Source organism: Abyssogena phaseoliformis symbiont OG214, assembly GCF_016592595.1.
Lineage (GTDB): Bacteria > Pseudomonadota > Gammaproteobacteria > PS1 > Pseudothioglobaceae > Ruthia.
Window position 1 is genome coordinate 1,187,212 of the sequence record NZ_AP012977.1, and the last position, 17,997, is coordinate 1,205,208.

Here is a 17,997-nt window from a genome sequence, read left to right on the forward strand (position 1 = left end):
GCTACCAACCTTTTTTGTTTAAAACAATGTATTCTGATGCCTTTTATAATATAACTAAAATCATTAAAACACCTCGTTGGTATAAATATATTTATGGTTAGCTTTGAATGGTGCCGTAGCTGTATACCAATCTGGCACAGTGATAGGCGCCTTAGGATTTCTTTTTTTAACACAGCCTGCTGTTAGTCAGCACACTACTTCTTTAGAAACAATGCTTGGTACAAAGTTATTTGAAAGAATGCCAAGAAAAATGATTCTAACAGATGATGGCGAGGCACTCTATTCTAGAGTGGTTTCATCGGTCAATATTCTTGAATCAACAACCAATACATATTATCGAGAAAGAAACAACCCAACATCCCTAGTTAGATTAGGCTCTCCTAATGAGTTTTTCCTTAAGAAAATTTTAAGCTATCTAGGTGAAGAGGATTACATATATCGCATTACTTTTGGGAGCGCTCATGGTTTGTGCTAGACAAATTAGAAAAGAGAAGACTAGATATTGTCGTTGCCACAAGAAAAGAGCTTTACAACAAAAGAATTGAATATCAAAAACTATTCGTAGAAAAGTTTGTTTTAGTGCAATCAACAAAATCAAGCAGTTCACTGAAAAAATTTACAGACAATGAAAAAGGGCGCCCTAGCAAGTCCTTATTACTACAACAGAACTAGATAAGTTACGATACAGGCCTGCCAATTATTCTCCGGTATTGGAATGACGTCTTTCAAACAAGACCAACCATCACGCCTTCTATTGTTATCCCCAACTTAAGCATTCATGGTAAAGGCCGTTGAAATGGACAAAGGTATCAGCACACTACCTTCCTACATTTGTGTTGATGCAATCAAAGAAGAAAAGCTAGAAATTATAAATTTACCTAAAAGTACTAACATTACTAATGACATATGGATTGCATATCGGAAAGAAGATTTGAAAAACAAAAGCATTGCATTACTCATCAAAACTCTAGTTAGTAACACCTAACCAAATTACTACCAACTCACAAGTTTCAAAACAATAAAACAAACGAGTAAACCGATAAATACTAAAACCATACTCTGCTGGTGTTTTAGTTGTCAAATCTCCGATACCCAATTACCTCAATTAAATGAGCTTTATCAACAATTTCATCACTTGCTAAATCTGTAATTGTTTTAGCAACTTTTAAAATACGACGATAAGCACAGGCTGATAGATTGAGTTTGTCGATGATGCTGGATAATAGTTGTTTGTTGTCTTGGCTTAGGTTAACCAATTTTTCTATTTCATCAGGTGCAAGTTTGTCATTAGATTTACCTTGTCTTTTTAATTGGATATTGTGGGCTTTAATGACTTTTTTTTGATGGTTTCACTGTTTTCCGTATTTTCAGTACTTTGATTAAGTAAAACCTCTTTAGGCAAGGGTGGTCATCTAGCGCCATGTCAATCCTATCTAGTAGTGGGCCTGATATTTTATTTTTATATCGATCAATTTGGTCGCTAGTGCAGTGGCGTTTAGCAGTGCCGTCGCCATAATATCCACAAGGGCAAGGGTTCATTGCGCCGATAAGTTGGAAATTTGCAGGGAAAGTGACCTGTTGGGTGGCACGGGATAGGTGGATTTTACCGTTTTCTAGGGGCTGGCGTAAGACTTCTAGAACGTCTCAAGGGAATTCGGGTAATTCGTCTAAAAATAGCACGCCTTCATGGGCTAGTGAAATTTCACCTGACTTAGGGGCTAAACCACCGCCGACTAATGCAACTCTAAAGATGAGTGGTGTGGGCTACGAAATGGGCGGATTTTTAAGTTGGGTTAGCTCTAGGGGTTTTATTGGCGACTGAATAAATAGAGGAGCATTCTAAGGCTTTATCGATGCTTAGTGGTGGCATGATTGAGGGTAGACATTCTGCTAACATGGTTTTGCCTGAACCAGGTGGACCGATTAAAAGTAAATTGTATCCGCCACTTGCGGCAATTTCAAGTGCGTGTTTAACGTGGTGTTGCCCCTTAACTTTGGAAAAATCATTATTATAAATTGGTTGACTATCAGCTAAATTGTGCGTTAATTTATTAACACCCCTAACACCTTGTAGAAACTCACATACTTTAAGCAAATGCGCACATGGGTAAATAATGGCTTTGTCAACCAGCGCATATTGATTTGAATCTTGATTTGGCAGGATAATGTAATGTAATGCAATGCAATACTTGGCTTGGCTACTTGCAATAATAGCTGGCAGTAATCCTTCAGTTACTTGAAGTGAGCCGTCTAAGCCTAGCTCACCATAAAATTCAAATGAGTTAATGTCAGCACTGGGTTTAATTTGTTTAGAGACCAGTAGTAATCCAATGGCAATAGGCAAGTCATATCTACCAACGCTTTTGAATAAATTGGCTGGGGGCAAGACTAACAGTAATTCGCCCTTTAGGGAATTTGAACTTTGAGGTCATAATTACGCTGCACACATGGTCTTTGCTTTCTCGCACTGCACCTTCAGGCAAGCCAACAATAGAAAACCCTGGCAAACCGCCTGAAATATGCACCTTAATAGTTACCAATGGTGCATCAAGCCCTGTTTGATGCATCAGTAAATAATTTGCTTAGTTTACTCAATTTGGCTTAATTCCTCTAAATTCCATCTGGGCTTGATGTTAATTTCATGATGGGTGTCACGTTGTCCACAGCTCAGGCGAAAATTCCCAACTAGAGCTATCATAGCACCGTTATCAGTGCAGAATTCTTGCCTTGGATAAAAAACATTCGCGCCCACTTTTTTACCCATTTGATTAAGTTCTTTGCGTAAAGATAAATTTGCACTAACACCGCCTGCAACTACAAGCGTTGTGTATTGAGTTTGTTCTAACGCCCTTCTACATTTAATCATGAGTGTTTGTGTAGTAGCCACTTCAAATGCTTTAGCAATGTCTGCTTTTTTGTTAGGATGCTTGGCAAAAGTATTACGTGCAAACGTTTTAAGACCACTAAAACTAAAATCAAGACCAGGACGGTCAACCATAGGGCGTGGAAACTTAAACGCATCAGGATTGCCTTGCTCGGCAAGCATCGCTAAAGCAGAACCGCCAGGATAACCTAAACCCAAAATCTTTGCTGTTTTATCAAATGCCTCGCCCACCGCATCATCTAAAGACTCGCCCAAAATTTTGTATTGACCAATGGCTTTAACATCAATCAGCATGGTGTGGCCACCTGAAACCAGCAAAGCCACAAAGGGAAATTTGGGCTGAGACTCTTCCAGTAAAGGGGCCAATAAATGCCCTTCCATATGGTGTACAGCTAAAGACGGAATATCCAAACTCCAAGCCAAAGATTTAGCCACCGCACCTCCTACCAAAAGCGCACCTGCCAGGCCAGGCCCAGCTGTATAAGCAATGCCACTTAAATCTTGTAGAGTAAATTTTGCCTCTGCTAAAACTGCTTTAATTAAAGGTAGTACTCTTTGAATATGATCGCGTGATGCTAGTTCAGGAACCACGCCACCATACTCGGCATGAATTTCAACGGATGAAAATAATTGATGCCCGATAAGACCAAGTTCAGAATGGTACAAGCCAATACCTGTTTCATCACAAGAGCTTTCTATGCCCAGCGTAATGAAGTCAAGCTGAGTGGTTTGTTGATCTTGATGATTGTGCATTACTAGTCATACTCGCCTAAATAAACCTCGCGAACTTTTTCATTGTAAAGAATTTGCTCTTTATTACCTTGTGCAATAATCGCACCATTATGCAGCACATAGGAGTGATCACAAGTATCTAACATTTCACGATAATTATGATCCGTAATTAAGATGCCAATATCTTTGCCTTTTAAGTGGTAAATAATTTTTTGAATATCCCCGACAGAAATTGGATCAACGCCTGCAAATGGCTCATCAAGTAGTACAAATTTTGGATCCATTGCCAGTGCTCTAGCAATCTCTACTCTTCTTCTTTCACCGCCAGACAAACTGATACCTTTGATGTGGCGAATATGTTCAATACTGAATTCTGCCAACAATTCCTCTAACCGATGAACTCTTTGTTTTTTATTAAGGCTAGAGTTTAACTCCAACACCGCCATAATGTTGTTTTCCACTGAAAGCTTGCGAAAAATAGAAGGCTCTTGAGGCAAGTAACCAAGCCCTAAATCAGCACGCTTGTGCATGGGCAAATGGTCAATTCTTTTTTTGTTTAAAGATACTTTGCCTGAATTTGCTCTAACCAAACCACAAGCAATATAAAAACAAGTGGTTTTCCCCGCGCCATTTGGACCTAACAATCCAACCACCTCGCCACCTTGTACAAAAAATGAAACATCGTTAACCACATCCCTGCCTGCGTAAGATTTACTAATATTTTGTATGCTTAAAGCGTTACTAGACATAGTGATTGATATTGATTATAGTCAACGATTATAACAGTTAACCTGCTATTATGTTTAATACTAAAAAACCTGAACCAAATAATAATCAAGAGCAAACAAGTGTTAGCACACAAAGAACTGTTGTTAGTGCTGAATAAAAACCCAATCTAAGACAATCATATCTAAAGGGTGTCATATTAAGGGCGATGTTTCTGGTGGCGATGATATGAGTATCTTTGGAAAAATTGAAGGTACAGAACCCTAAAAAAATAACTTGGTTACAATTGAAAAATTAGCCAAAATTAACGTAGATGTTTTTGCTAAAATTGTTAATGTTAATATTAAAGGCAACATTGAAGCAAGTGAAAAAATTGTCATTACTGGCAGTAGTAACGTTACTGGAGATATGAGCGCACCAAAAGTTATTTTAAAAGATGGTTCTTACTTTAAAGACATTGTTTCAATGACAGACACCAAAGTAAACACCGTGCCAATCAACACTAACAAAGATGTAAAAACTCAGATGAATAAATCGGTTTAACACCGTATTGGGTTTTAACCAATAAAATGCCTTGGTGATTGACCCCAAGGCAAGTACCACTAAATAACTGTGCCTTGCTTGTATGCTTAACTTGCTTGCCTAGTAAATAATCTACTTTTACCCACTTGGCATAAAACTCACCAAAGCCACTTGATTCAAAAATATCAAAATATTCTAAAATTTTGTTAATTAAATCTTTACTCAAATTAAGCTTATCAACCGGTGTTGAAATTATTTTTTTCAAATCTATCCAAGATGTTTCACACTGAAAATCTTCATTAAAGTTAACATTCAGCCCCAAGCCAATAATGACTGATTGATAATCACCTTGTAGTGAATTCTCAATCAAAATACCTGCTAATTTTCTACCTTCAAAATAAACATCATTTGGCCATTTGAGTTTCAAATCAGAAATACCGTATTTTTCTAACACATCAACCAATGCCAAACCAACCACCAAACTTAACCCACTCAATAAAATATTACTAGGAAAAACATAGCGAATTGATAACATAATGCTTGTGTCTTTCTGACTTAGCCATTTTCTATCGTATTGACCCTTGCCATGGGTTTGTTCAGAAGTAACACAAACTTGAGTTTTTGTGCAAAAGGCTAACTGAGCTAGGTAATCATTGGTGCTGGGTATTGAATCAAAAGCAAAGCACTTAATATCATCACTCAAATAATTTTTTAAATCAGAATAATTAGCCATGATATAACAAGTAGCGTTAATGATAACCATACTGCTGCAGAACCCATATCCTTTGCAGCGCCTGATAATACGTGATATTCATCACCAATTCTATCAACCACCGATTCAATGGCTGAGTTTAAAACTTCAACAATTAAAACCAAAAATATAGGCATAATTAATAGCACTTTATCAACAGATGACTCTCCTAGCCACAACACCAAAGGAATTAACACAATACTTAACCACAACTCTTGCCTAAAAGCTGCTTCAGATTGATAGCAAAACTTTAAGCCCTTCATGGAAAAGACAAAAGCATTGATAACTCTGCCCAACCCTGTTCGTTCATTTTTCATGCAAACTCATTTAAATAGTTAAAATAGTTAAAATAGTTAAAATAGTTAAAATAGTTAAAATAGTTAAAATAGTTAAAATAGTTAAAATAGTTAAAATAGTTAAAATAGTTAAAATAGTTAAAATAGTTAAAATAGTTAAAATAGTTAAAATAGTTAAAATAGTTAAAATAGTTAAAATAGTTAAAATAGTTAAAATAGTTAAAATAGTTAACTTAATTTTACCCAAAATTTGAATCATGAAAATAGCATTAGGCGTTGAGTACTTAGGCACAAACTTCCATGGCTGGCAGTGTCAAAAATCTAACATTCGCACTGTACAGCACGTAGTTGAGCAAGCCCTATCAAGCGTTGCCAGTCATCCCGTTAGGGTGTTTTGTTCTGGTAGAACCGATGCTGGCGTACACGCCACCTGCCAAGTTATTCACTTTGAAACCAGCGTTAAACGCGAAGATAAGGCTTGGCTATTTGGTGGCAATGTTAATCTGCCAAGCGATGTCAATTTTACTTGGGCAAAACACGTTGATGATAATTTCCACGCACGATTTAGTGCCACTGCTAGACAATACAACTATAAAATACACAACACAAAAGTTCGCTCTGCCCTCATAGCGACCCACTCATTATGGGAGCCAAGAAAATTGGACATAATGGCAATGGATAAAGCCAGCAAATATTTAACTAGCGAACATGACTTTTCAGCCTTCCGAGGTAGTTTATGTCAAGAAAAATCTCCCATTAAAACCATTGAATTTATAAAACTAGCTAAGTCTGCTGACAACATTTTACTAGACATAAAAGCCAACGCCTTTTTACACCACATGGTACGCAATATTGTTGGTACACTGCTCAAAGTAGGTAAAGGCGAAAAATCCATTGAATGGGTCAAAGAGGTGCTGGACAGCAAGCAACGCAAGCAAGCCGGCCCTACTGCACCACCCCAAGGGCTTTATTTTATTAAAGCCTTTTACTCTAATTTATAAATCAATTTTTTCGAAGTTGCTGGCTAGCTAGTACCATATTAGTCAATGCAAGATTTACCTCATCCCAATGTCTGGTTTTTAAGCCACAATCAGGATTAACCCATAGCCTTTTAGCAGGAATGTGCTTTGCTGCTTTTTTCATTAGTTCGACCATGGAAGCCACCGAAGGGATATTAGGAGAATGAATATCATAAACGCCTGGGCCTATTTCATTAGGGTAGTCAAATTTATCGAAAATATCCAATAATTCCATGTCCGAGCGAGAGGTTTCAATAGTGATGACATCAGCATCCATCCGTGCAATTGCCTCAATAATATCGTTAAATTCTGAATAGCACATATGAGTGTGGATCTGGGTTTCATTACTCACGCCATTAGCACTAATTCGATAAGCCTTAATCGCCCAATCAAGATAAGTTTGCCACTGAGATTTTCGTAACGGCAAGCCCTCTCTTAATGCTGCCTCATCAATTTGGATGATATTTATATTAGATTTTTCAAGGTCTAATACCTCGTCTCTAATAGCCAAAGATAACTGCAAACAGGTTGTCGCTCTTGGCTGGTCATCTCGCACAAATGACCAATTCAACATCGTAACAGGGCCTGTAAGCATACCTTTCATGGGCTTATTGGTGAGTGACTGGGCGTAGGTTATCCAATCTAATGTCATGGATTTTGGACGAGAAATATCACCAAAAATAATCGGTGGCTTAACACAACGAGAGCCGTAAGATTGTACCCAACCAAATTGGCTAAATGCGTAACCACTGAGTTGTTGCCCAAAATATTCCACCATATCATTACGCTCAGGCTCGCCATGCACCAAAACATCTAAACCCAAGTCTTCTTGTACTTGCACACAGTGCCTAATTTCAGAGCGCATCGCTTGCGTATATTTCTCTGCTGATAATTCGCCCAATTTATAATCGCGTCTGGCTTGTCTAATCTCTAACGTTTGTGGAAATGAGCCAATGGTCGTGGTTGGATATAAAGGCAGATTAAATTTTTCACTTTGTACTTTTGCCCTGCTCTTATAATTAGACTGGCGATTGCCTAGTTCATCATTCACCTTAGCGGTACGCTCTTTAACAGCGCTATTATGCACAAGTGGTGAATATTTTCTAGCATTAATAGCATCGATATTACTCGCCATTTCTTTAGTTACACTTGCTTGTTCTTGATTAAGTACTTGTGCTAATAGTCTTAGCTCTTCTAATTTTTGCACAGCAAACCCAAGCCACGCTCTAATATCGCCATCCAGTTCTTGTTCACTGTCTAAATCCACAGGTATATGTAACAATGAACAAGATGGAGCTAACCACAATCTATCCTGTAATTGTTGATGAATAGGCTCTAACCACAACAAGGTCGCACTTAAATCTGTCTTCCAAATATTACGACCATTGACCACGCCTAAGGATAGAACCTTACCATCTGGCAGGCCATTAATCACTAATTGAACCTCATCTTTTGCATTAATTGCATCAATATGTAGGCCATCAATAGGTAAACCACAAGCAAGGCTTAAATTGTCCTGCAAAGTGCCAAAATAACTAGCCAACAACAATTTAATTGGGCTATCTGCCAATGTAGCATAAGTTTTCTTAAAAGCTATTTGCCAGTCTGCCTCCAATTCTGTGACTAAAATAGGCTCATCAATCTGTATCCATTCTATATTTAGCTTTGCCAATTCATCAAATAGTTGCACATACACTTTAACCAATGAATCTAATAAATCTAGTTTGTTGGTTTTATCTTTGGACTTGCCTAGCCATAAATAAGTGACTGGGCCAATAACAACAGGCTTAGCCTTCATGCCTTGTTCTTGCGCTTGCCTAATTTGTGCAATCAAATGTTGTGCTTGGAGTGCAAAATTTGTCTCTTGACTAAACTCTGGCACAATGTAGTGATAATTAGTATCAAACCATTTGGTCATCTCGCCCGCTTGAATGCAATTGCAATCAGATTCATTAACAAAAGCCCGCCCACGTGCTACTCGAAAATAATTATCTAGCTCATTGTCTGATAAATTTTTAGCGCGTTTCGGCACATTGTCTAATAAAAAACTCATGTCCAAAACCTGATCATAAAAAGAAAAATCACCCACTGGAACCCAATCCAATTCATTTTGAATTTGCCAGTGCTGCTTGCGTAATGTACTAGCAATTTGCAATAACTCATCTTGAGAAATAGCGTTTGACCAATATTTTTCTAATGCAAATTTTAACTCTCGATGCTTGCCAATACGTGGAAAACCCAGATTGTGTATTGTGACCATAATTAAGACTCCTATTGATTAAAGTCAATTATTCTATAAGAACTATCATATGAAGTAAAATGATTATTTTTAACTTAATGATGAATTATATTCATATATGATAACGCTTAAACATTTGAAAATCATACAAGCATTACATGAAAATAGCACTTTAACGCGCGCGGCATCTGTGTTGTATTTGAGCCAATCTGCCTTATCCCACCAAATTCGTTACTTGGAGGAAAAACTAGGCATTGCGCTTTGGGAACGAGAGGGTAGAAATTTACGCCTCACAAAAGCAGGTGAATTACTATTACAAACTGCACAACAATTACTACCCATTTTAGAACAAACTGAGAAAACCCTAAAAGCCTATGCACAAGGTCGCCAAGGTATTCTACGCATAGGCGTTGAATGCTATCCTTGCTATGAGTGGCTAACAAAGGTCATTGGTGTGTTTTTGCAAAAAATGCCAAATGTTGAAGTAGAAATTATCAACAAATTTCAATTTTCTGGACACGGGGGGCTGCTCAATTACCATATTGATATCTTAATTACACCCGATATAGAGAGAAAAGCAGACATTCATATTGAAACACTCGCCCAATATAATTTGGTACTCTTGGTTGCTAATAAACACCCACTAGCGTACAAAACAATCATTACACCAAAAGACTTGACTCATGAAACTTTACTAACTTTTCCTGTGCCATTAGAACGGCTTGATATTTTAACGCAATTTTTAAATCCAGCGCACATCAAGCCCAAACATATTAAAAAAATTGAATCTATTGAACTCATGTTACAAATGACAGCGCTCAGGCGTGGCGTTTGCATATTGCCAGAATGGCTAGCAAATGAATTTATTAAAAAAATGCCTCTTAAAAAAATTCATATAAGTACCAACGGGCTTAGTCAAAAATTATTTGCAATTTTACGCAAACAAGACAAAGAAATTAATTACATTCAACGCTTTGTCAAAATTAGTAAAGAAATAGTCAATATCACTCAAAAATCACCCGTTTAAAAACAGACGTTTTTAATCAGTAAGGCTTTGTTAGTGGTGATTAGTAATGTTGTGATTATGGTATAATTTTACCTACTGTTTTTTACACTTAAAAAAATCAAGAACCATGTTCAATAAAAAAAATATTTCAGCCATTATTTTTGCTATTTTTGCCATATGGCTTTCAACAATTGCACCAACCGCCCCTATTGCTTGGATGTTAAGCATTCTCGTATTAACAATTTACTTATTTGCTTTTGAGGTAGTAGAAATTGATGAGGCTGCCATCACCATTATGATTATTTTAGGGTTAAGTTCTTTGCCATGGATTCATACTTTGATGGGGCTAGAAGAAGGCTTGGTTAATAATCAAAGACTGTTTGATGGATTCTCCTCTAATGCAGTGATGTCAATTATTGCGGTAATGATTATTGGCGCAGGTTTAGATAAAACAGGATTAATGGGCAAGGTTGCTACTTTTATTCTTAAAGTAGGTGGCACCTCTGAGCCAAGAATAATTCCAATTGTTTCTTCTACCGTTGGATTTATTTCATCCTTTATGCAAAATGTGGGTGCGGCTGCACTGTTTATCCCTGTTGTGAGTCGCATTTCATCACGCTCAGGCATTCCAATGTCACGATTGTTAATGCCAATGGGCTTTACGGCAATTTTAGGTGGCACAATAACCATGGTAGGTTCTAGCCCTTTAATCTTACTCAATGATTTAATTTTAACCACTAATCAGGGACTAGAAGTTGGTCAACAAATGGACACATGGGGGTTATTTTCCGTAACACCAATAGGTATTGCACTGGTCATAACAGGCATTATATATTTCGTGATTGCTGGGAGGTTTGTCTTACCTACAACCAAAAAGGAACGGTCAGAATCTGTGTCTGCCATTGAACACTTTCATCAAGTTTACAATATAGATTATGATTTATTTGAGGTCAATGTCCCTAAAGACTCTAACCTAATTGGCATGACGCTTGATGACATTGAAACAGCCGCTAAAATTAGAATCATCGCCATACAAACCATTGAGGGGAGGACCTTTATTGGGCATCACTCGGTTGAGCGTAGCACTGCAATTAAACCACAAATGACCCTAGGCGTATTAACAACAAAAGAACATTTAGATGCTTTTGTTCAAGGCTTTCATCTTGAACTATCAGACGCTATTGAAAAATTCTCTAACTTGCTATCTACACAAGAATGTGGCACAGCAGAAATTGTCATTCCACCTAACTCTTCGCTCATTAACCAAAGTGCTAGGGATGTATGGTTACGAAAAACCTATGGTATTGCCATGGTAGCACTACATCGTGGTGGCAAAACCATGCAAGAAGGCGAAGGTATTCGTAATATGCTATTCCAATCAGGCGATACATTAATTGTCCATACACGTTGGATTGATCTTGATAGACTACAATCCAATACTGATTTTATTGTTATCACTTCTGAGTATCCAAGACAAGAAGAGTACCGACCTGAAAAAATCAAATGGGCAAGTATTTTCTTTGCAATTGCACTTTTCTTAGTGTTATTTACCGACATTAAACTCTCTATCGCGCTCATGACCGGCGCTTTGGGTATGATTTTGTCTGGCGTTATTAAAATAGAAGAGGCCTACCGTGCGGTTTCTTGGAAAACAGTATTCTTATTAGCAAGTCTTATTCCGCTAGGCATGGCAGTTTCAAAAACTGGCACCGCTTTATGGATTGCACAAGAAACGGTTAAAGTAGTTGGTGATATGGCGCCTTGGGTGATACTAACCTCAATTGTAATATTGGCAACTTTCTTTACTTTGGTAATGTCTAATGTCGGTGCAACCATTCTCTTAGTGCCTATTGCCGTTAATATTGCCATTCAAGTGGGGGAAGACCCCGCAGTTTATGCATTGGCAGTCGCCATTGCAACTTCAAATTCATTTTTAATTCCCACTCATCAAGTGAATGCTTTAATTATGGGTCCTGGTGGTTATAAGGTGGCAGACTTCATCAAAGCAGGTGGCTTTATGACGGTGTTATTTATCATCGTTATGATGTCGATGATGAGTATTATCTTTTAAAATAGTTTTAGTACCTTTGATTATTTGCCACAAAAATAAATCGTTTTCAACAATATGAAACATTTAAATTCAGCTCAAGCAAAAAAAAGACTGGTTGATGGCAATCAACGCTTTGTTGATGGCACTGTATTACATCATGAGTTTCATCCGCATAGACATACAAAAGACATACAGGATCAGGCGCCTTTTGCGATTGTATTGGGTTGTTCTGATTCGCGAGTGCCCATTGAGACTATTTTTGATCAAAGTTTTGGTAATTTGTTTATTATCCGCATTGCAGGAAATATAGTCGCCCCATCACAAATGGGTAGTGTTGAATTTGCAATCTCGAAATTTAAGACTTCCTTAATTGTGGTGTTAGGACATTCTAACTGTGGCGCTATTAGTGCCACCATTGACGAGTGCATCAATAAAACACATTTATCAGGCAGTCTTCATTCTATTACTGACAGTATAAAACCATCAATCCTACCCCTAATCAGCCTAAATTTGCCAAATCATAAATTAATGGGCAAAGCTGTTGAGGTCAATATTATTAATTCTGTCAAACAATTACAAAGCCAATCGCTAATCATTAAAGAAGCCATCGAAAATAATAAACTAGAGGTTATAGGTGCTAACTATTCTTTAAAATCAGGTATAGTTCAGTTTCTGACTTGACTTTTTTAGACTTTTAAATTGGGCTAATCTATTTAAAAGTTCTCATCCCAATCAACCAAAATGGTTTGGTTGTCCATGTCCACTTTTATTAAAAATGGCAAAATATAAGGCACCCAATGCTCTTTCTCGCCATTAACCACGAGTACATTGTTCGAGCCAGTATCAACCAAATTAGACACTTTACCAAGCACAATTTTCGCCTTATTGATTACTTTTAAACCAATTAAATCGTCCCAATAATACTCACCTGCTTTAAGTTGTGATAATTGTAATTTTTCAATATACAAATCAGTGCCCATATAAGCCCTAGCCTGTTCTTTATCAAAAATATCTTTGATTTGTGCCACAATGGTTTTACCTTGCACGCGACCTTGAACAATCTCCAAGGTTTGCCAATTGCCATCAACATTGACATGCCACGGCTGATAAGATAAGATATTTTTTCTTGGATGAGTGTGGGAGAAAATTTTCACCCAGCCTTGAACGCCAAAAAGGCCATTAATCTGCCCGATTAATAGCCTTTTGTTGTCAGATGTAGACAGTGCTGAATTACTCAGCGGCTTTTTCCTCTTCTGTTGATGGCACTTCTTGCTCGGTAGTTTCTGCCACTTCCTCTGCCGCCTTTTCTTCGTCTGCTTTTGCTTGCTGAGTAACAACACGCTTTTCACGAATTGAAGGGTCTTTGAATTCTTTAACAAGTTGCTTAACGCGATCAGAGATTTGTGCACCTTGTGATGTCCAGTACGCTAATCTATCTTCATCAACGGTCAGCCTGACTTCTTGTCCACGGGCAACTGGATTAAAATATCCAAGTCGCTCAATGTAACCACTGTCTCTACGCTTTCTAGAGTCTGTTGCTACAATTGAATAAAAAGGTTTTTTCTTGGCTCCACCTCGGGCTAGTCTAACTTTAACCATGGGTTTTTTGCTCCTTTTGTGTTATTAATTGACTTATGCCAAAAAGGCATAAGACGCGAGATTATATCAGTTTTTTGATTGCGTTTGCTAGTTTTTGTGCATCACCGGTATAAGCCATGGGCGTTAGTTCAGACAAAGCTATTTTCGCCTCATCTGGCATATCAAGATTTTTAACAAATTCTACCAACACTTGTGCATTAATCGTTTGACCACGGGTAAGGTCTTTGAGTTTCTCATATGGGTTGTCAATGCCATAGCGGCGCATCACTGTTTGGATTGGCTCGGCCAATACTTCCCATGAATTATCTAAATCCTGAGTTAGTTTTGCCTCATTGATTTGTAGCTTACCAATGCCTTTAACAATGGATGCATATGCTACCAAGCAATGCGCACAACTCACGCCTAGATTTCTAAGCACAGTTGAATCGGACAAATCTCTCTGCCAACGCGAAATTGCCAACTTATCTGCCAAATGCGTATTGAGTGCATTAGCAATGCCTAAATTACCTTCACCATTTTCAAAGTCAATCGGATTGACTTTATGTGGCATGGTGGATGAACCTACTTCACCAGCAATGGTTTTTTGCTTGAAATAACTCAGTGAAACATAGCCCCAAATATCACGACAAAAATCAATCAAAACCGTATTAAAGCGATTAATTGAATGGAAATACTCCGCGATATAATCATGGGGCTCAATTTGCGTGGTGTATATAGCGTAATTAACACCCAAACTTTCAATAAAATTTTGAGAAATTTGCTGCCAATCTAAATCAGGATAAGCGCAAATATGTGCATTAAAATTACCCACAGCGCCATTAAACTTACCCATAATTTTGACACTTTCTAACTGCTTGATTTGTCTTTTTAAACGATAAACAAAGTTAGCCATCTCTTTACCTACAGTGCTCGGAGAAGCGGTTTGCCCATGCGTACGAGACAGCATTGAAACTGAGGCGTTATCTTGTGCCAATTTAGCAATGAGTGACAATAACTCACGCATCTTAGTGAGCATGACATGGCGCCCTTCTAACAACATAAGTGCGTGTGATAGATTGTTAATATCCTCAGATGTACAAGCAAAATGAAAAAATTCACTAACGGCCTCAAGCTCACTATTGCCTTTGATTTTATCTTTTAAAAAGTATTCAACCGCTTTAACATCATGATTGGTTGTGCATTCAATCGCCTTAACTGCTTGAGCATCAACCAATGAAAAATCAGCAACAATACCATCTAAAAACTTAACTGCTGCTTGACTAAAAGCCGGCACTTCTATTATGCCGGCGTTACCTGCCATGGCTTGCAGCCACTTAACCTCAATTAGAACACGATATTTAATTAAGCCAAACTCACTAAAGATAGTGCTCAATACTTTGGTTTTGTCAAAATAGCGCCCATCAATGGGAGATATAGCGGTCAATTTGGTTAGTTTCATAGGATTGTTTTGTAAAAACTGTACAAATTTTTCATCATATGAAAAATAAGATTATGATACGAAAAAAGAGACAGAAATAAAATGATAAAATTATACACTTTATTATTTTGTACAAGGACTCAGATGAAATCAGCCTACCTTCAACATGTTAATGAACGCCAACAAGACAATTTACCACCGCTTGCCTTAAATGCACAACAAACCAAATCAGTGGTTGAGCACTTAATCAAGGATGATGATACGTCTTTTTATCTTGATTTACTCACTCATCAAATACCACCTGGTGTTGATGAAGCGTCCTATGTAAAGGCCAGCTTTTTAAGCGGTGTTGCTAAGGGCAATCAAGCCTGTCCTAGTATTTCTCAAGCACACGCTACTTTTCTTTTAGGTACTATGATGGGTGGTTACAACATTGAGCCTCTAATTGAACTACTGGATATTAACGCCACAAGAGAAAGTGCACAAACAGCACTGGCAAATACCTTATTGATTTATGAGGCATATCAAGCTATTGTTGATAAATCTCAAACCAACCCTTATGCCAAGAATGTTGTAGATAGCTGGGCAGATGCACAATGGTTTAACAAAAAAGCACCCTTGCCTCAGAAAATTAAATTAAGCGTTTTTCGTGTTGAAGGCGAAATTAATACAGATGATTTATCGCCTGCAACACAAGCCTGGTCACGCCCAGATATTCCTTTACATGCACAATCTATGTTAATTAAAAAGATGGACAAGCCACTTGAGATGATTGAAAAACTCAAACAAAAAGGCCTGCCATTAGTCTTCGTGGGTGATATTGTTGGCACAGGCTCTTCACGTAAATCTGCCATTAACTCGGTACTTTGGCACATGGGTGATGATATTGATTACGTGCCTAATAAGCGCAGTGGTGGTGTTGTGCTGGGTGGCAAAATCGCACCGATATTTTTTAACACTGCTCAAGATTCTGGCGCTCTGCCGATTGAGTGCGACGTTACTAAAATGCAGACGGGTGATGAAATTACAATTTATCCATTCGAGGGGAGAATTACCAATAGCAAAGATGGAACTATTTCAACTTTTGAACTTTCACCAACCACTTTATCTGATGAAGTACGTGCAGGAGGGCGAATTCCACTTATTATTGGTAGGGGTTTAACTGATAAAACTCGCCAAGACCTTGGTCTACCCGTCTCAACTACTTTCTTGCGCCCACAAGATGTTAGCCAAAGTAATACTGGCTACACATTGGCACAAAAAATTGTCGGCAAAGCTTGTGGTGTAGATGGCGTTCGCCCAGGCACTTATTGCGAGCCATGCATGTCTAGCGTAGGTTCACAAGACACCACAGGCGCAATGACACGTGATGAATTAAAAGAATTAGCCTGTCTTGGGTTTTCAGCCGATTTAGTCATGCAAAGCTTTTGCCATACAGCCGCCTACCCTAAACCTGTTGATTTAGAACTACAACACTCACTGCCTGATTTTATGCACTCGCGTGGCGGTGTGTCACTCAAACCGGGTGATGGCATTATCCATTCATGGCTTAATCGCATGTTACTACCTGATACAGTAGGCACAGGTGGTGATTCGCATACACGCTTTCCTATTGGTATTAGTTTTCCAGCTGGGTCTGGACTGGTTGCTTTTGGTGCTTCACTTGGTGTGTTGCCATTAAATATGCCTGAATCTGTCTTAGTTCGCTTTACAGGCACAATGCAACCAGGCATCACCTTAAGAGATTTGGTCAATGCAATCCCCTACATAGCCATACAAAAAGGCTTATTAACGGTTGAAAAATCTACTAAGAAAAACATCTTTTCAGGTCGTATTTTAGAAATTGAAGGGCTGAGTGATTTAAAAGTAGAGCAAGCATTTGAATTGGCTGATGCTTCAGCCGAGCGCTCTGCCAATGGTTGCACAATTAAGCTAAATAAAGAACCTGTGATAGAATATCTAAACTCTAATATTGCTTTATTATCTTCGATGATTAATAAGGGCTATAAGGATAAAAAAACCCTCGCCAGACGCATTCAAGCCATGAAAAAATGGCTAGATACGACTAAATTACTAGTCGCAGATATAGATTGTGAATATGCCGCAATGATTGACATTAACCTTGATGAAATTAAAGAGCCAATCTTGGCATGTCCGAACGACCCAGATGATGTCAAACTGCTCTCAGAAGTAGCCAACACCAAAGTTGATGAAGTCTTTATTGGCTCTTGTATGACCAATATTGGTCACTTTAGAGTGGTTGCACAATTATTAAAAGACAAGTCAGAACTGACAACCGAATTGTGGATTGCGCCGCCCACCCGAATGGACGAAGCGCAACTTAAAGCAGAAGGTGTATACGATACATTTAACAGACTAACTAAACACACCGAAATCCCTGGCTGTTCTTTATGTATGGGCAACCAAGCACGAGTCAAAGACAATGCCACAGTGATATCCACCTCAACACGCAACTTCCCTAATCGTTTAGGCGACAATGCTGATGTCTATTTATCTTCTGCCGAAGTAGCAGCAATTACTGCCAAACTAGGACACATTCCAACAAACACAGAATACCAACAAGCAATAAAGGACATCAAACCAATGGAGACACAAATTTACCAAAATCTAAATTTTGACCAACTAAATGAATATAAAGATGAGGTAAATAGTGTGCCACTAGAAACCATCTTAAATTCATAGCCAACAAAAAAACCGCAAAAGCGGCTTTTTTATTAAAATGTTCTATAAGCGAA

The 17,997-nt window shown here is 38.1% G+C and carries 18 protein-coding genes and 1 pseudogene; 9 read left to right on the plus strand and 10 right to left on the minus strand.

Annotated elements, in window-relative coordinates:
- Positions 1 to 103 precede the first annotated feature (103 nt).
- From CVPH_RS10825 to CVPH_RS07500, 3 genes are all read left to right on the plus strand, one after another.
- A complete protein-coding gene (locus tag CVPH_RS10825) occupies positions 104 to 475 on the plus strand; it encodes a LysR family transcriptional regulator (RefSeq protein WP_281064630.1) in 372 nt (123 codons plus the stop codon).
- Positions 469 to 672 carry a hypothetical protein gene (locus tag CVPH_RS07495; protein ID WP_201341144.1) on the plus strand — a complete coding sequence of 68 codons (204 nt, stop codon included), beginning with the start codon at positions 469 to 471 and terminating at the stop codon, positions 670 to 672. The genes CVPH_RS10825 and CVPH_RS07495 overlap by 7 nt, the downstream gene beginning before the upstream one ends.
- Positions 673 to 778: 106 nt before the next feature.
- Positions 779 to 985, plus strand: coding sequence for a type 2 periplasmic-binding domain-containing protein (locus CVPH_RS07500; protein ID WP_201341145.1), 207 nt, complete (start codon positions 779 to 781; stop codon positions 983 to 985).
- An 85-nt stretch (positions 986 to 1,070) separates the two neighbouring features.
- Here CVPH_RS07500 and CVPH_RS11290 read toward each other — a convergent pair.
- The 3 genes and pseudogenes from CVPH_RS11290 to lptB all read right to left on the minus strand — a co-directional run bounded on the left by CVPH_RS11290 (position 1,071) and on the right by lptB (position 4,365).
- Positions 1,071 to 2,567: pseudogene (locus tag CVPH_RS11290) on the minus strand (YifB family Mg chelatase-like AAA ATPase).
- 20 nt (positions 2,568 to 2,587) lie between these two features.
- Positions 2,588 to 3,637: a tRNA (adenosine(37)-N6)-threonylcarbamoyltransferase complex transferase subunit TsaD gene (tsaD, locus tag CVPH_RS07510; protein ID WP_201341146.1), complete on the minus strand. Its 1,050-nt coding sequence runs from the start codon at positions 3,635 to 3,637 to the stop codon at positions 2,588 to 2,590.
- A gap of 2 nt (positions 3,638 to 3,639) precedes the next feature.
- Positions 3,640 to 4,365, minus strand: a complete 726-nt coding sequence (gene lptB / locus CVPH_RS07515; protein ID WP_201341147.1) for an LPS export ABC transporter ATP-binding protein — start codon at positions 4,363 to 4,365, stop codon at positions 3,640 to 3,642.
- 253 nt (positions 4,366 to 4,618) lie between these two features.
- Here lptB and CVPH_RS07520 point away from each other — a divergent pair, with 253 nt between their 5' ends.
- The gene (locus CVPH_RS07520; protein ID WP_201341148.1) at positions 4,619 to 4,885 is read left to right on the plus strand and encodes a polymer-forming cytoskeletal protein; all 267 of its coding nucleotides are present in this window, start codon (positions 4,619 to 4,621) and stop codon (positions 4,883 to 4,885) included.
- Here the strand turns inward: CVPH_RS07520 and CVPH_RS07525 are convergent.
- Genes CVPH_RS07525 through CVPH_RS07535 form a run of 3 tightly spaced genes read right to left on the minus strand, consistent with a single transcriptional unit; the run spans position 4,845 to position 6,170 of the window.
- Positions 4,845 to 5,597: a biotin--[acetyl-CoA-carboxylase] ligase gene (locus CVPH_RS07525; RefSeq protein ID WP_201342455.1), complete on the minus strand. Its 753-nt coding sequence runs from the start codon at positions 5,595 to 5,597 to the stop codon at positions 4,845 to 4,847. The genes CVPH_RS07520 and CVPH_RS07525 overlap by 41 nt on opposite strands.
- Positions 5,576 to 5,932 (minus strand): diacylglycerol kinase, encoded by a 357-nt coding sequence (locus tag CVPH_RS07530; RefSeq protein ID WP_201341149.1) that lies wholly within the window; start codon positions 5,930 to 5,932, stop codon positions 5,576 to 5,578. The genes CVPH_RS07525 and CVPH_RS07530 overlap by 22 nt, the downstream gene beginning before the upstream one ends.
- Positions 5,933 to 5,942: 10 nt before the next feature.
- On the minus strand, positions 5,943 to 6,170 hold the full coding sequence (locus tag CVPH_RS07535; RefSeq protein WP_201341150.1) for a hypothetical protein: 228 nt from the start codon (positions 6,168 to 6,170) through the stop codon (positions 5,943 to 5,945).
- Here CVPH_RS07535 and truA point away from each other — a divergent pair.
- Positions 6,169 to 6,912, plus strand: a complete 744-nt coding sequence (gene truA, locus CVPH_RS07540; RefSeq protein WP_201341151.1) for a tRNA pseudouridine(38-40) synthase TruA — start codon at positions 6,169 to 6,171, stop codon at positions 6,910 to 6,912. The genes CVPH_RS07535 and truA overlap by 2 nt on opposite strands.
- 1 nt (position 6,913) lies before the next feature.
- Here truA and metE read toward each other — a convergent pair whose 3' ends face one another.
- Positions 6,914 to 9,190, minus strand: a complete 2,277-nt coding sequence (gene metE / locus CVPH_RS07545) for a 5-methyltetrahydropteroyltriglutamate--homocysteine S-methyltransferase (RefSeq protein ID WP_201341152.1) — start codon at positions 9,188 to 9,190, stop codon at positions 6,914 to 6,916.
- A 97-nt stretch (positions 9,191 to 9,287) separates the two neighbouring features.
- Here metE and CVPH_RS07550 point away from each other — a divergent pair, with 97 nt between their 5' ends.
- From CVPH_RS07550 to CVPH_RS07560, 3 genes are all read left to right on the plus strand, one after another.
- Positions 9,288 to 10,196, plus strand: coding sequence for a LysR family transcriptional regulator (locus CVPH_RS07550; protein ID WP_201341153.1), 909 nt, complete (start codon positions 9,288 to 9,290; stop codon positions 10,194 to 10,196).
- Positions 10,197 to 10,302: 106 nt separating this feature from the next.
- Positions 10,303 to 12,246: an SLC13 family permease gene (locus tag CVPH_RS07555; protein ID WP_201341154.1), complete on the plus strand. Its 1,944-nt coding sequence runs from the start codon at positions 10,303 to 10,305 to the stop codon at positions 12,244 to 12,246.
- A gap of 54 nt (positions 12,247 to 12,300) precedes the next feature.
- A complete protein-coding gene (locus CVPH_RS07560) occupies positions 12,301 to 12,906 on the plus strand; it encodes a carbonic anhydrase (protein WP_201341155.1) in 606 nt (201 codons plus the stop codon).
- Positions 12,907 to 12,938: 32 nt separating this feature from the next.
- Here CVPH_RS07560 and rimM read toward each other — a convergent pair whose 3' ends face one another.
- The 3 genes from rimM to purB all read right to left on the minus strand — a co-directional run bounded on the left by rimM (position 12,939) and on the right by purB (position 15,262).
- A complete protein-coding gene (gene rimM, locus CVPH_RS07565; protein WP_201342456.1) occupies positions 12,939 to 13,463 on the minus strand; it encodes a ribosome maturation factor RimM in 525 nt (174 codons plus the stop codon).
- Complete coding sequence (gene rpsP / locus CVPH_RS07570) at positions 13,456 to 13,824, minus strand: 30S ribosomal protein S16 (RefSeq protein ID WP_201341156.1); 369 nt, start codon at positions 13,822 to 13,824, stop codon at positions 13,456 to 13,458. Before rpsP ends, rimM begins: the two co-directional genes overlap by 8 nt.
- 61 nt (positions 13,825 to 13,885) lie before the next feature.
- The gene (gene purB, locus CVPH_RS07575; protein WP_201341157.1) at positions 13,886 to 15,262 is read right to left on the minus strand and encodes an adenylosuccinate lyase; all 1,377 of its coding nucleotides are present in this window, start codon (positions 15,260 to 15,262) and stop codon (positions 13,886 to 13,888) included.
- Between the two features lie 123 nt (positions 15,263 to 15,385).
- On the opposite strand from purB, the gene CVPH_RS07580 reads away from it, so the two are divergent.
- A complete protein-coding gene (locus CVPH_RS07580) occupies positions 15,386 to 17,944 on the plus strand; it encodes a bifunctional aconitate hydratase 2/2-methylisocitrate dehydratase (protein ID WP_201341158.1) in 2,559 nt (852 codons plus the stop codon).
- The last annotated feature ends 53 nt before the right edge of the window (positions 17,945 to 17,997 follow it).

Coding starts and splice junctions, on each gene's coding strand:
- CVPH_RS07500 (WP_201341145.1), top strand. CDS start 779: ATGGTAAAGGCCGTTGAAATGGACAAAGGTATCAGCACACTACCTTCC.
- tsaD (WP_201341146.1), bottom strand. CDS start 3,637: ATGCACAATCATCAAGATCAACAAACCACTCAGCTTGACTTCATTACG.
- lptB (WP_201341147.1), bottom strand. CDS start 4,365: ATGTCTAGTAACGCTTTAAGCATACAAAATATTAGTAAATCTTACGCA.
- CVPH_RS07525 (WP_201342455.1), bottom strand. CDS start 5,597: ATGGCTAATTATTCTGATTTAAAAAATTATTTGAGTGATGATATTAAG.
- CVPH_RS07530 (WP_201341149.1), bottom strand. CDS start 5,932: ATGAAAAATGAACGAACAGGGTTGGGCAGAGTTATCAATGCTTTTGTC.
- truA (WP_201341151.1), top strand. CDS start 6,169: ATGAAAATAGCATTAGGCGTTGAGTACTTAGGCACAAACTTCCATGGC.
- CVPH_RS07535 (WP_201341150.1), bottom strand. CDS start 6,170: ATGATTCAAATTTTGGGTAAAATTAAGTTAACTATTTTAACTATTTTA.
- metE (WP_201341152.1), bottom strand. CDS start 9,190: ATGGTCACAATACACAATCTGGGTTTTCCACGTATTGGCAAGCATCGA.
- CVPH_RS07550 (WP_201341153.1), top strand. CDS start 9,288: ATGATAACGCTTAAACATTTGAAAATCATACAAGCATTACATGAAAAT.
- CVPH_RS07555 (WP_201341154.1), top strand. CDS start 10,303: ATGTTCAATAAAAAAAATATTTCAGCCATTATTTTTGCTATTTTTGCC.
- CVPH_RS07560 (WP_201341155.1), top strand. CDS start 12,301: ATGAAACATTTAAATTCAGCTCAAGCAAAAAAAAGACTGGTTGATGGC.
- rpsP (WP_201341156.1), bottom strand. CDS start 13,824: ATGGTTAAAGTTAGACTAGCCCGAGGTGGAGCCAAGAAAAAACCTTTT.
- purB (WP_201341157.1), bottom strand. CDS start 15,262: ATGAAACTAACCAAATTGACCGCTATATCTCCCATTGATGGGCGCTAT.
- CVPH_RS07580 (WP_201341158.1), top strand. CDS start 15,386: ATGAAATCAGCCTACCTTCAACATGTTAATGAACGCCAACAAGACAAT.